10 protein-coding genes and 1 pseudogene are annotated in these 13420 nt (G+C 57.2%); 6 read left to right on the top strand and 5 right to left on the bottom strand.

The genetic code is table 11. The features are described from left to right. Nucleotides 1-29: 29 nt before the first annotated feature. Nucleotides 30-1094, top strand: a complete 1065-nt coding sequence (locus tag E6C60_RS02435) for a lactonase family protein (protein ID WP_138224300.1) — start codon at nt 30-32, stop codon at nt 1092-1094. A gap of 213 nt (nt 1095-1307) precedes the next feature. Here the strand turns inward: E6C60_RS02435 and E6C60_RS02440 are convergent, their stop codons facing one another. Further along, the gene (locus tag E6C60_RS02440; protein ID WP_175415156.1) at nt 1308-2249 is read right to left on the bottom strand and encodes a hypothetical protein; all 942 of its coding nucleotides are present in this window, start codon (nt 2247-2249) and stop codon (nt 1308-1310) included. Nucleotides 2250-3195: 946 nt separating this feature from the next. On the opposite strand from E6C60_RS02440, the gene E6C60_RS02445 reads away from it, so the two are divergent. Together E6C60_RS02445 and E6C60_RS02450 are read left to right on the top strand one after the other, a co-directional pair. Next, nucleotides 3196-3828 carry an NAD(P)-dependent oxidoreductase gene (locus E6C60_RS02445; RefSeq protein ID WP_138224301.1) on the top strand — a complete coding sequence of 211 codons (633 nt, stop codon included), beginning with the start codon at nt 3196-3198 and terminating at the stop codon, nt 3826-3828. 43 nt (nt 3829-3871) lie between these two features. Next, nucleotides 3872-5695: an NAD(P)H-hydrate dehydratase gene (locus tag E6C60_RS02450; protein ID WP_138224302.1), complete on the top strand. Its 1824-nt coding sequence runs from the start codon at nt 3872-3874 to the stop codon at nt 5693-5695. Here E6C60_RS02450 and E6C60_RS02455 read toward each other — a convergent pair. Beyond that, nucleotides 5690-6142: a hypothetical protein gene (locus E6C60_RS02455; protein WP_138224303.1), complete on the bottom strand. Its 453-nt coding sequence runs from the start codon at nt 6140-6142 to the stop codon at nt 5690-5692. The genes E6C60_RS02450 and E6C60_RS02455 overlap by 6 nt on opposite strands. 657 nt (nt 6143-6799) lie before the next feature. Here E6C60_RS02455 and ssuE point away from each other — a divergent pair. The 3 genes and pseudogenes from ssuE (at nt 6800) to E6C60_RS02470 (ending at nt 8794) form a co-directional block, all read left to right on the top strand. Beyond that, nucleotides 6800-7357 (top strand): NADPH-dependent FMN reductase, encoded by a 558-nt coding sequence (gene ssuE, locus E6C60_RS02460; RefSeq protein ID WP_138224304.1) that lies wholly within the window; start codon nt 6800-6802, stop codon nt 7355-7357. A gap of 34 nt (nt 7358-7391) precedes the next feature. Next, the gene (locus E6C60_RS02465; protein ID WP_138224305.1) at nt 7392-7982 is read left to right on the top strand and encodes a P-loop nucleotide/nucleoside kinase family protein; all 591 of its coding nucleotides are present in this window, start codon (nt 7392-7394) and stop codon (nt 7980-7982) included. A 76-nt stretch (nt 7983-8058) separates the two neighbouring features. After that, nucleotides 8059-8794, top strand: a pseudogene (locus tag E6C60_RS02470) (AAA family ATPase). Nucleotides 8795-8800: 6 nt separating this feature from the next. On the opposite strand, the gene E6C60_RS02475 reads toward E6C60_RS02470, so the two are convergent. The 3 genes from E6C60_RS02475 to E6C60_RS02485 form a co-directional block, all read right to left on the bottom strand. Continuing rightward, nucleotides 8801-9076: a hypothetical protein gene (locus tag E6C60_RS02475; protein WP_138224306.1), complete on the bottom strand. Its 276-nt coding sequence runs from the start codon at nt 9074-9076 to the stop codon at nt 8801-8803. A 170-nt stretch (nt 9077-9246) separates the two neighbouring features. Continuing rightward, on the bottom strand, nt 9247-10278 hold the full coding sequence (locus E6C60_RS02480; protein WP_138224307.1) for a ribonucleotide-diphosphate reductase subunit beta: 1032 nt from the start codon (nt 10276-10278) through the stop codon (nt 9247-9249). A 717-nt stretch (nt 10279-10995) separates the two neighbouring features. Then, nucleotides 10996-13329 carry a ribonucleoside-diphosphate reductase subunit alpha gene (locus tag E6C60_RS02485; RefSeq protein ID WP_138224308.1) on the bottom strand — a complete coding sequence of 778 codons (2334 nt, stop codon included), beginning with the start codon at nt 13327-13329 and terminating at the stop codon, nt 10996-10998. Nucleotides 13330-13420: the final 91 nt, after the last annotated feature.

Below are 13420 nucleotides of genomic sequence, written 5' to 3' on the forward strand. Positions count from 1 at the left end.
TGAATCATAACGTGAAGGAGTGTGCAGGGATGACAGTCGATAATGAAAACCTGATTTATGTTTACATAGGGTCATACCGGGCGAAGGAGGAGGAGAGCATCCACTTGGCTTCTCTTAATCTGGAGACTGGAGAGCTAAAGGCGCTTCATGGTATGGCCGGCGTTACGAATCCGACGTTTCTGGACTGGGACGCCCTAAACAATGTATTGTATGCTGCCAGTGAGCAGGAGCACAGCGAGGTGATTGCATATGCGGCCGATCCGCAGACGCAGAAGCTGGAGGAGCTGAACCGCAAGAGCACCGACTCTTCCGGTGCATGCCATGTGTCACGCTCGGGAGACGGGAAATATCTGTTCACTACAGGATATGGGGACGGACATATTTCGGTACTGGAGCTGCAACAAGACGGCGCCCTGGGGGAGCTGTCCTCCCTCATTCGCCACAGCGGCCGCGGGGAGCGGGATGACCGCCAGTCGGAGGCCCATCCGCATTCGGTGTTCCAGGATCCGAACCAGGAGTATGTCATTGTCTGTGACCTTGGGATGGACAGCATCAATATGTACCGGCTGGAGGAGGGCAAGCTGGTCACCCACCGTGAAGTCAAAATGCCTCCCGGCTCAGGCCCGCGCCATGTCGCTTTTCATCCGAACGGGAGATGGATGTATGCCATTAACGAGCTGAATAATACCGTTACGTTCTTCGCCTACGACTCCACCTTCGGCGATTTAAAGACGATGCAGCATACGTCCACATTGCCCACTGATGTTGTGATGGAGGAAAATACAGCAGCGCAGCTTGCGATATCGCCTTGCGGCCGTTTTCTGTACGCATCCAATCGGGGACATGACAGCCTGGTGCAGATGAACATCGACGAGGACAGCGGCATGCTGTCAGCCGTAAACTGGGTGTCCTCCGGCGGAAAAACGCCGCGTCACTTTACTCTCGTGCCGGGCGGGTATTTGCTGTCAGCCAACCAGGACAGCAACTGCATCGTCTCCTACCGCATTCATTCCGACAGCGGACGATTGGAAGAGACCGGCTTCAGCCTGGAGCTGCCGCATCCCGTATGCGTCTTGCCGGCGGTGAAGGCATAAGCTCTCGTGATGTTTAACGGCAAGCGTGGAGGTGCCAGGGCAAGTTGAAAAGACAGGCAGATGAGCGTTGCTCATCTGCCTGTCTGCGTTGTACGGACGTGAGATCGTGCCGGTGTTATGTGCGGACGTGAGATCCTGCCTGCGTTGTGTGAGGGCGCGAGATCCTGCCTGCGGTATCGAGGTGCGCTGCGAGCAGCGCGACCTGTGCCGTCGCTAGCTCTTCGGGCTTCGGCGCGCTTTGCCGCGGCGCGGAGTTCGTGGCTCCGGTGCACGGCGAACCGGCTCCCCGGCGGCGTTGCCTTCAGCTTCCGGAGAAGCAGAGGTGCGCTCGCGGAACTGCTCCAGCAGCTCGGGGTGACCGGCGTAAGGCCTTTCCTTGCGCGATGGAGCCGATTGAAACCAGAAGCCGGCGGCATAGAGCATCAGCTGCGATGCCAGCGTATAGTATGCCGCCTCGGGCCAAAAGAACAAAGGCAGAGCCGCCGCTGCAATGAGCAGATGAAGTCCGTAAAAGAGTGATCCGGGAAGCCCGCGCCGGGCATCCATCAGGAGCCGGTACACGGACAGCGCAGCCAGCATGGAGGACAGCCACAGCAGCCAGAGCTCCGGCTGTGTCCAGCTGGACGGCTCCCGCAGCCGGGTGATCAGGGCGGAGCTCAGGAGCACTACCGCCAGAAACAGCAGGCCGGGAACCGCCGGCTTCAGGAGCAGCCAGAGTCCAAGTCCGAAGCCTGGAGTCTCCAGGCGGCGCAGGGTTTCCCCGCGTTCCGCTACGAGAGCGTTCATCTCGGATTCAAGGGACCGGCTAAGCCGGGGCAGACGGGCGTGATCCCGGTCCTTCAGGTACGCGTTGATCTGCTCCAGCAGCTGCGGAGTCAGGCGGTCAGCCGCCTTGCATTCCAGCAGGAGAGCGGCCAGCTGCCCGTCTGCTTCCGGGTCGTGATCCAGCCGGTTAACAGCTGCAGAGAGCGGTCCGGCCAGCTGCGTATACAAGGTCAGGGATTGCCGGATCCGCTCCAGCGCTTCGGTTCGTTCGGCCTGCAGCCGGGAGGAGGTATATATGTATAAGCCAAGAAACACTGCAGCGGCAAGCAGGACTGCAAGCAGCCCTTCTATAGAGCCAAAAAAACCGTCAATCCATTCCGCAAGGGACAAGCCAATCCCTCCTTACATATTCTACATTTCACTATTGCATAAGAAGAACATGATTTCAAGACAGGCACAGTGTAATGAAATACCCATAAAGGTCATACCGTGACGCGCCGGGCGTGGCAGAGGGGATGTTCTCCCTCGATGCTGGTCATATAAATGGCGAAGGGCTCCGGGCTTTATAGGCTTGCCGCGATGGAGCCAGGCACAGTGCGGAGGCTCGGCAGTACACCGGCTCGCGGCCGCCGATTGGCGGGGGTTATCCCGTCCTTCATGCTGCTTAGAAAATGCGCGACCTGTTACTATGCGAACCATTCGGGACAACATCCCCTGGATGCGGAATTGTCGCTGATGGAAGCAAGAAATAGGCTTGTTTTTGGCGAAAAAAGACTTGCGAGGACGTTTTCCATCCCTTATAATTTGCATTAAGGAAACATTATTGGTTATAAGAAAAAAATAAACGCAAGTATACAAATAAAGCTGCTCATAAAGGGGGAACGAGAATGAATCAGGTTACGGTTTCTAAAGCGCCTGTACAGCGGGCAAAGCTGACCGTCGGCTATGTGCTGCTTCTCCTTCTTGCCGCTTAGCCAGCAGGAATGCTGGGCAAATGCAGGAAGAGCGTATACGATAGAAGCATTCGTTCTTAACCATTCCCACAGCATACTGCAGCGTCATCCGCCGATCAGGCATGGTGTCTGCAGGGGGGAGGGGATGGAGAGGACGGGTGCTTTTTTTGTCGCTTTGGGGTTACAGAAGGGGTGCTGTGAAATCAGCTCAAAGCGTTTGAAAGGAAAAGAAGAGGGCTAAGTATTTAAGAAAGCTGCTATCACAAGGCCGAGGCCGGAAAAGGATTCATGAAGAAGCGAATGGGATCGCTATGAATCATAACATACTATATCTGGCGCATGGCACGGTAGATCTGAGACAACAGCAAAGGAGCGAATACGTAATGAGAACAGTAATTATCGGAGCGGCAGGAAGTATTGGCAAAAGTATTTTGGAGGAGGCGCTGCGCCGGGGCCATCAGGTGACGGCCGTGGTGCGCAATCCGGACAAGCTGGAAGCTTATCGGGACAAAATCCATGTGGCTGAAGCCAGCACGCTGGACCCGGATGCCTTGACGGAGGCCGTTCGCGGCGCAGAGGCAGTGATCAGTGCCTACGGCCCGCAGTTTGGGCAGGAAGAGGAGCTGCTGGAGGCAGCCCGCAATCAGCTGGAAGCCTGCCGGCGGAGCGGGGTAAGCCGTCTTTTGGTTGTAGGCGGGGCGGGAAGCCTGGTGGCCGAGAACGGAGAAATGCTGATGAACACAGCGGAATTTCCGGCTGAGCTTCGGCCCGTCGCTCAAGCGCATAGCGATGCGCTGGAGATTTATAAAGCGTCAGATCTTGACTGGACCTATCTGAGTCCCGCAGCCATGATCGAACCGGGCAAGCGGAGCGGCCAGTTCCGCATTGGCATGGATCATCTGGTGGTGGACGAGAGCGGGTCCAGCCGTATTTCAATTGAAGATTATGCCGTGGCCATGCTGGACGAGCTGGAGGACCCGCAGTTTATCCGGGCGCGGTTTACTGTAGGCTACTGATCAGCCGGTCGTAAAATAAGCAACGCGCAAAGGAGGGGCTTGCATGTATATCGTGAACAGAGAGCAGATGCGGGAGCTGGACCGCCATGCCATCGAGGTTCTCGGCATTCCTGCCGTAGCGCTGATGGAAAATGCGGGCAAGGCCATCGCCGAGGAGGTGCTGCGCCTGTGCCGGGAGCGGCGGGGCCATGAAGGCCGGAGGAAGACGGCGGCTCCAGGAGCAGGCAGGGCTCACGGTGCGGCTGGAGCAAGAGGAGATCGCGCTGCGGGCCTGTCTGCAACAGGAGAGGCCGCCAGCGCTTGGCAGAGTCATGTTGGCATGACGGACCCGGCGGCTCCTGCCCCTGGCGAGCTGCAGCCCGGCGCGGCGCGAGACAGGCATGCTGCGCCGGGGGAGAGCGGCGAGGCTGTCTATCCCTCGCCCGGCATTGAGGCAGATGCCGCGCTGCATCTGCCGGATGATCCCGAGGAGCACTGGCTGGTGCTCGCGGGCAAGGGCAGTAACGGCGGCGACGGTGCAGCCGCCGCCCGGCACTTGCGTGACGCAGGTGTGCGCGTCACGATCCTGTACGCGGCCGAGCGTGAGGCGCTGGCCGGCGAGGCTGCGCTCCAGCGGGATGCCGCCGAGGCACTCGGCATCCCGCTGGAGGTCCACGGCCGGGCATCGTCGGCCGTGGATTGGGGCGCGTACACCGGCATCGTGGACGCGCTGCTGGGTACGGGCGCGCAGGGCGCGCCCCGCGGCGCTTACGCCGCGATGATTCAGGCCGCGAATGACAGCGGCCTGCCGATCGTGTCCGCGGATATTCCCAGCGGACTGGACGCCGATACCGGCGCGCTGCAGGAGCCCTGCATCCATGCAGCGGTGACGGTCTGCCTCGCGTTCCTCAAGCGAGGCCTGGTGCAGTACCCCGGCGCGGAGGCCGCCGGCCGGGTCGTCGTCCGCTCCATCGGCATTCCCTCGGCGCTGTGTCAAGGCCACGGCGTGAAGTCGTTCCTCCTCACGCCGGAGGTGCTGCGCGCCGAGCTTCGCTGCGATCCGGCGCGCCCCCGCACGGCCGACGGCCATAAAGGCACGTACGGCCATGTGCTGGTCACAGCAGGCAGCCGCACAATGAGCGGCGCCGGCCTGCTGTGCTCACGTGCCGCGCTGCGCGCCGGCAGCGGCCTTGTCACCTGGGCGCTGCCGGACGAGCTGCTGCTGCCGATGAGCGGCGCAGCACCGGAGCTTATGCTCTCGCCAGTGCAGGCTGCCGAGGGGACAAGCGGCAGCTGGCACGAGGACTCCGCGACGGACATCCTGAAGCTGCTACAGAGCCGGGACGTTCTGGCGGCAGGTCCCGGCATCGGGCGCTTTTCCGGAGACGGCCGGTGGCTTCGCCGCTTGTGGGAGCAGTCCACGGTCCCTCTCGTCCTGGATGCTGACGCGCTTAATGCCCTCGCAGCGGCAGAGGATTTCGCCGACTGGGCACCCAGGGATTCCGAGACGGTACTTACCCCTCATCCTGGAGAAATGGCCCGCCTCTCAGGGATGACCGTATCCCAGGTGCAGCAGGACCGTATCGGCGCCGCGATCGGCTATGCCGTGCGCCATGGCGTGACGCTTGTCCTGAAGGGCTCCCGGACGGTGGTTGCCGGGCCGGACGGTCGCGCCTTCGTCAACGTGACAGGACACCCCGGCATGGCTACAGGCGGCACGGGCGATGTGCTGACCGGCATCATCGCCGGGCTGCTGGCTCAAGGCTTGTCCGGTCCACAGGCGGCAGCCCTGGGCGTACGCCTGCACGGGTTGGCAGGTGAAAGAGCCGCGGCTTTACGCGGCCATTTCTCCTCCGTTACCGCCGGAGATCTGATCGAGGCGCTATAACAGGCAGAACAGCGGAATGATCAAAGCACATAGAATCGTCCGCAGCGGCCGAGTGGCGAGCACCCTTCGGCTCCAGACAAAAATCAGGAGAATAGCCATGCCCACGACTCCGCGCAGCCAGATCATTTGCTCATCCTCCCCGGTCAGCAGAGCAAACGACAAGAAGCCGGCGGCTCCATAGATAGCCGCCTGCCGGGCACGGCTTAACGCCGGCAGCAGCGAAATGATCGCATCGGCGACGAGCGAGGCGATCAGGGCATAGCCGTAAACCCAGTGCTCCATCGGGATATCTGCCCCCAGCATGGCAGATAAGCTCTCCCAGCTTTGTGGCCAGCCCCACGACAGCAGACTAAGCAGCACCAGCACAGTGCCGGCGCCCGCCAGCTTGTTCAATGCATAGATACCGACATCCATCCGGCTGTTTGTACTGATTTTTCCGGATTCCATCAAGCCGTCCCTCCTGCGTCCATATTACAATCCGTAGGTCTGTGCTTTATAACTATGCCGCGGCCCTGCGGAACGTGCCGGGACTTGCGAGGGGCTCCATGAATATTCACCTTGTTCATCCTCATGTCATGCCATCAAGTTATGGGCGATGGGCACCTTGAAGTTTATGGCATGAAGCTTGATTGTCATGAATGCTTGATAGGGTGAAGCTTCACGGGGTGAATGCTTCGCCAGCCTGAATCATTTAAGACATGAAGGCTTTACGGCATGAAGCATTAACCCGGTGAACGATGAAAAGACGCTATCCCAGCCTTTATGCAGGCTTTGCGCCGATTCTACGCCTGTTTTATGCAAGGTTCTACGCCAGGTTTACTCTCTTGCCCGGCAAGAATGCAGTGAGGTGTCGCGGCATTGACAAACAGCGCAGCAGATTGATAACATGATTACAACTTGAAGCCAAAGGCTTTTCACCCAGATCAGATACATATCAGAAGACCTCAAACGTGTTGAGCCCGGAGGGACTTTGCAGCAGCTTGTAAGGTCCTTTTTGTCTGAATCCGGATGTCCTGCAGGCTCGCTTGAGCACCCGCACCCCGGTTTTCGCCAGCTTGGCCTGCAGGGCTGTATACCCATTTCCGAAAGACAGGAGGATACAGCATGAAGAAAGCAGTTATCATTAACGGCAGTCCCACGCCCGGCTCGCGCCTTACCGCTTTGATGGAACAGGCGGAGAAGGGTCTGGAGGCCGCAGGCTATGAGGTAAGCCGGATCGATGTCGCTCAATTGCCGGCAGAGGATCTGATCCTGGCCCGGTTCGATAGCGAGTATGTGATCAAGGCTAATGGCCTGGTTGCTGAAGCTGATGCCGTCATTATTGCCAGTCCGGTGTACAAGGCGTCCTTTACAGGTGTTCTGAAGACGTTTCTAGATCTCATTCCGCAAAAAGGGCTGGCCGGCAAAATCATCCTGCCCCTGTTTATCGGCGGCAGCCTGGCGCACCTGTTATCCATCGACTACTCGTTGAAGCCCGTGCTCTCGTCGATGGGCGCCCGATTCATCCTGGGCGGCGTTTATGCTGTAGATGCCCAGGTCGCCCGCACGGAAGAGGGGGGCCTTGAGATCGCCGAGGTGCTGCAGGAGCGGCTTCATGCCGCATTAGAGGAGCTTATTGCCGAAACCGGGCTGCGGATTGCCCAAAGGCAGGAGCAGAAGTAAAGAATACGCTTTACAATGTAGAGGAGAGATAGACATGCAGAAGCTGGTCTTTTTTGTTGGCGTAGCCGGAACCGGCAAGACAACGGTTGCGAAGAAGCTCGCGGTGCGCATTCCGGCCGCTTTTTTGGACCGGGATACGGTGGGCGGGCGTTTCGTGGAGAAATTTCTGGAGAGCAACGGATTGGATCCCAATGATCGGGACTCCGCATTTTACAAGGAGCATCTGCGGGACCTGGAATATGATACGACGAAGGATATTTGCATCGAGAATCTGAATGCCGGCCAGAACGTATTCATGATTTCCCCGTTCACCTCCGAGCTTAAGAATCCCCAGTGGATGGAGGACGTGCTGTCAGCAGCGGGACGCAGCAAGCAGGAGGTAGACGTGAAGGTGGTGGTGGTCGCCCTGGAGGATATGGAGCTGCAGAAGGAGCGCATCATCGACCGTCAAACCGAGCGTGACCAATGGAAGCTGGAGCACTGGGATGACTTCAAGACCCGCGTCAACTTCGTGCCCGAGGTGAACTGGGATATCCCGGAGAGCTCGATTCTTGTGTTTGATAACAGCGGTCCGCTGACCGAGGAGAAGGTAGAAGGGCTGTACCGTTTTGTAACAGGAGCATAACAGATCAGGCCACAAGCGGCATGTTCCGGCGAAGATGCTGGAGGTGCCGCTTTTGTGCAGCAGAGGAGGACAACCCATGGCACTCGACTTCACAACCGCCTATTTGCGCAGCGTGCAGCTTTTGAAGGAGCAGGTTCCTTCGTTTGACGCCTATCCCTTTCATCTCCCGGCCGTATCGGCGCTGGAGCAGCTGGAGCTTCATCCACGGGTTACTTACATTGTCGGGGAAAATGGCATGGGCAAATCGACGATGCTGGAAGCCATCGCTGTGGCCATGGGCTTTAATGCGGAGGGCGGAACGGTGAACTTCTCGTTTGCGACCCGCGAGACGCATTCGGAGCTTCATCAATATCTTCGGACGGTGCGGGGAGCACGCCGACCGAAGGACGGCTTTTTCTTCCGGGCGGAGAGCTATTATAACGTTGCCTCGGAGGTGGATGTCCTGGAAGCATCCCATAACTACGGCGGAACCTCGCTCCATGCGCAGTCACATGGGGAATCCTTCTTTGCGGCATTTCTGCACCGGTTCAGCGGTCAGGGATTGTACATCATGGATGAGCCGGAGGCGGCGCTGTCTCCCTTGCGCCAGATGGCGCTGCTGACGCGCATTCATGATCTGGTCAAGGCGGAGTCCCAGTTTATTATATCCACGCATTCACCGAATTGTCATGGCATACCCCGACGCCCTCATCTACAAGCTGACCGACGACGGTCTGGAGCGCTGCAGCCTGGAAGACACCGACCACTTTCTGATTATGAAGGAATTCGTGAATCACCGGGAGGGCATGCTTCGGGAGCTGTTACGGGATTAAGCTTTTTCAAAGCGGGAACAAGGATAATATATCCTGCGGCTCCACCAGAAATTCGATAAACACCCCGACGAGGGCCACGAGGACACCATAAAGAAGAGGTACCTTTTTCTCGCTCAACCCCGTTTTCTCAAATCCGATCATGAATGCGACAGCAACGACCCAAAAGCTCATGCTGGCGACAAAGCTATTCACAACCTGGCTTTCACGGATCAGATCACATAAGAACACCGATACCCCCAAAGCAAATATAAACAACGGAATTCGTAGTGTTAAGGTTGCCATTTCGTATACCTCCTGGTTATATTTCCTTTACATTCCTGTTTATAGTATAACATATATCCCAGTACACAACCGCCCAGCTTGACCTTATGCCCAAAAAAGAACCGTCCTGTCCCCGAAGGGAAAGAACGGTTCTTGTTGTTGATTCAGCACACGGACTGCTGATCGGAGTCTTACAAATCGTCAAATCCGTTATCGTCGCCGACCTTGCCGTAGTTGCGCGATTTGGCTTCAAAAAAGTCCGTTTTCGTCGCATTCAAGGCTTCATCGGAGAACGGCTTGATCCACGGCATGCAGTTCACGTCCACGCCCTCATAGGCTTTGTCGAGACCCATCATGCTCAGGCGGCGGTTAGCAATAAACTTGATATAGTCCGCCAGCTCGTTCAGATCAATGCCTTTAACCTTGCTAAGCGTATAGTGCGCCCAGTTGGTTTCCAGCTCGACAGCGCGGTTTACCGTGCGGTAGATGTAGTCGTTGTTTTCCGGGGTATCCAGCTCCGGGAAGTCCTTCAGCAGCTGCTTGAACACCTCGGCAAAGAAGTAGCAGTGCTGGTTCTCGTCACGCTGAATATAGGAAATCATCTGGCTGGTGGACATCATCTTCTGATCACGGGCCAGGTTGTAGAAGAAGGCGAACGTGCTGTAGAAGAAGATGCCTTCCAGAATCAAATCCGCAACCATCGCTTCAAAAAACGTCTGCGGCGACGGATTGTCACGGAAGGACTGATAAATATCAGCGATAAACCGGTTGCGGTCCAGCAGGACCGGATCATGCTTCCAATACTCAAAAATCTCCTTCTGCTCCTGCTCGGATACGATTGAAGACAGCACGTAAGAATAGGATTGGTTATGCACGACCTCCTGCTGACCGATAATCGCGGAAATCGCCTCCAGCGAGGAATCTGTAAAGTAACGCTTCACATCGCTGACAAACATGGTCTGCATGGAGTCCAGCACCGCGAGCAGTGAAATGTTGATTTTAAAGGTGCGCTGCTCCTCCGGATCCAGGCGGGAAAACTGCTGTGCATCCTTGGACATCGGGATCTCATCCGCGATCCAGTGGTTCAGAAGCAGAACCTTGTACAGCTTGTACATATGCGGCATACGGATGTCGTTCCAGTTCAGAATGCCGGAGCATTCTCCTTCAATGATACGGGTAGAGCGGTTCGGCGCTTCCGTGTTAAAAATCTTTTGCATCTGCATGCTCGTTCTCTCTCCTTGCAATCTATATTAGGGGGAGTTCGGATATCTGCTCTTTCTCCACTGTTGTCCGCGCAAAGGCGTCCTCAGATCAGATATCCTCACCCTACGAAGTTTTTTTCTTAGTCTATTCAAACGATGCCAGCGATGCTCTATCGTACAAGCCCGCTTTAGCGGGGCCTGCAGCCCCTCCATCGGGTCTGCACCCAATTTCCAGCAAATCCCGAAGGGAGAGCGCTCCAAGCAGGAAGGGACCTCATCTCAAGCGCCGCAGCCCGTCCATCGGGTCTGCACCCAACTTCCAGCAAATCCCGAAGGGAGAGCGCTCCAAGCAGGAAGGCACCTCATCCCAAGCGCCGCAGCCCGTCCATCGGGTCTGCACCCAACTTCCAGCAAATCCCGAAGGGAGAGCGCTCCAAGCAGGAAAGTACCTCATCCCAAGCGCCGCAGCCGCTCCATCGGGTCTGCACCTAACTTCCAGCAAATCCCGAAGGGAGAGCGCTCCAAGCAGGAAGGGACCTCATCTCAAGCACCACAGCCGCTCCATCGGGTCTGCACCATCGTGAAGCGTCCCCGAAGGGGGAAAGCGCTCCTAGCACCCAAGCTCCGTATCTCCGCCACACTCGCACCCTGCACGGGTTTACTTTCGGGAGTCCAGAGGGCAGAGCCCTTGGGGCCCTCCCTTTGGAAAGGGAGGGTTTGGGAGGGATTCGAAAAGCTTTAGCTTGCGCAGGACTCGCATTCTTCAATCGTCAGTGCCCGGCTGCGTACATAGTATGTGGACTTGATGCCTGCTTTCCAGGCATGCAGGTGCAGCTCCAGGAACTCCGAAGCGCGGATGTCCGGACGGACATACAGGTTAAAGCTTTGTGCCTGGTCTACGTGACGCTGGCGGGCCGCAGCCATCTTGATGGACCAGTGCTGGTCAATCAGGAATGCCGTTTTGTAATACCAGATTGTCTTGTCCGACAGATCCGGAGCCGGATTTGCGATCTTGTAGGTTGTTTTTTCTTCATAAGACAAGAGCTCGTACAACGGATCAATGCTGGCGGTGGAGCCGGCGATGATCGAGGTGGAGCCGTTCGGAGCGATGGCGAACAGCCATGCATTCCGGACACCGTTCTGCTGAACCTCCTGCTGCAGCTCGCGCCATTGCTCGGTGGTCACGAATTGGCCTACATGCTCGCCGTCAGTGTAGCCGCGGAAGGTGAAATATTCGCCGCTTTCCCAATCCGAGCCCTTGAACTTCGGATAGTGACCTTTTTCCTTGGCCAGCTCCATGCTGGATTTAACCAGCAGATAGTTAATATGCTCATACAGATTGTCGTTATAAGCGACCGCCTCATCAGACTCCCAGCGGATGCCCTCCAGAGCCAAAAGGTGGTGAAGCCCGAACGTTCCCAGGCCGACCGCGCGGTATTGGCTGTTCGTGTACTGGGCCTGCAGCACTTCAATATTGTTAATGTCGATGACGTTGTCCAGCATCCGGACCTGAATCGGCACGAGACGCTCCAGGACGCCAGCAGGCACTGCGCGTGCCAGGTGGATCGAGTTCAGGTTGCACACCACGAAGTCACCAGGGATTTTGGAAATCACGATCCGGGTCTGGCCGTCCTTCGTAACCAGCTCTTCCTGCTCAACGACCGTTTGGGACTGGTTCTGCATAATTTCCGTACACAGGTTGGAGGAGTAGATCATGCCATGCGCCGAGTTCGGGTTCGCCCGGTTGACGGTATCACGGTAGAACATGTATGGCGTGCCGGTCTCCAGCTGGGACTTCATAATCCGCTTCATAATGTCGATGGCTTGTACGGTGATGCGCGGCAGAACCGGGTTAGCGACTGCCTCTGCATATTTTTGGCGGAACTCGCCATCGCCCTGGGCAGCATCGTAAAAATCCTCCAGACCGAGCGGACGACCGTCCTCACTCTTCCAGCCCATCACTTTCTTCACTTCATGCGGGCAGAACAGGCTCCACTCGTCCCGGGCCTCAACCGCCTCCATGAACAGGTCAGGCAGGCATACGCCGTGGAACACGTCGTGCGCTCGCATACGCTCATCCCCGTTGTTCAGCTTCAAGTCGAGGAAGGCGAGAATGTCCTTGTGGAACACGTCCAGGTATACAGCCACGGCGCCCTTGCGGGTACCCAGCTGGTCCACGCTGACAGCGGTGTTGTTCAGCTGACGGATCCACGGGATCACGCCGGAGCTGGTGTTCTTGTGACCCCGGATGTCTGAGCCGCGTGCGCGTACCTTGCCGAGGTATACGCCGATGCCGCCGCCCATTTTGCTCAGGCGTGCTACATCGGTGTTGGAATCAAAAATCCCCTCCAGCGAGTCATCCACCGTATCAATAAAGCAGCTGGACAACTGTCCGGCGACTTTTTTGCCGGCGTTGGACATGGTAGGCGTAGCGGCCGTCATGTACAGGTTGCTCATAGCCCAGTAGGCTTCCTTCACGAGCTCCAGGCGCTTGTCTTCCGGCTCTTTGTGCATCAGGTACATGGCGATGACCATGTAGCGCTCCTGCGGCAGCTCCATGACCCGGCCGTCAAAATCCGTAGCCAGGTACCGCTCGGCCAGCGTCAGCAGTCCGATATAATCGAACAGAAGATCGCGGGAGTAGTCAATCGTATCTGCGAGCTCCTCAATTTGAGCCTTGGTGTAGCAGGAGAGCAGCTCTTCGCGGTAAATCCCTTTTTGCACCAGCTCTGTGATGAGCGGGTACAGAGCGCCGTAGGGCTCTTCCGGATAAGCTTTATATCTGCGGTGGTTGGCCGCTTTTTTATATAATGACGTCAGGAGGGAGCGGGCTGCCGCGAATTTCCAGTTGGGCTCCTCTTTGCTGACCAGCTCCAGGGCGGACATGGTGAACGCATTGCTGATCTCCTCACCGGAGACCTGCTCACCGCGAAGCTTTGCAGTTACCCCGCGCAGCAGTCTTTCCTTATCGAGCATATCCAGGTCCTTCAAAATACGGTCCGCATACACAGAGAGGCGGATTTCATCAAAAGCCAGCTGACGGTTATTGGGCTTGACTACGAGTTGTGGCATACATCAATTCCCTACCTTCCTTAGGAAAAATAAAAGCAAAAAAGCAAGACAAGAAAAAAACATTTTCGACCAACCTCCCTGGGAAGGCTGA

The organism is Paenibacillus algicola, from assembly GCF_005577435.1.
Lineage (GTDB): Bacteria > Bacillota > Bacilli > Paenibacillales > Paenibacillaceae > Paenibacillus_AQ > Paenibacillus_AQ algicola.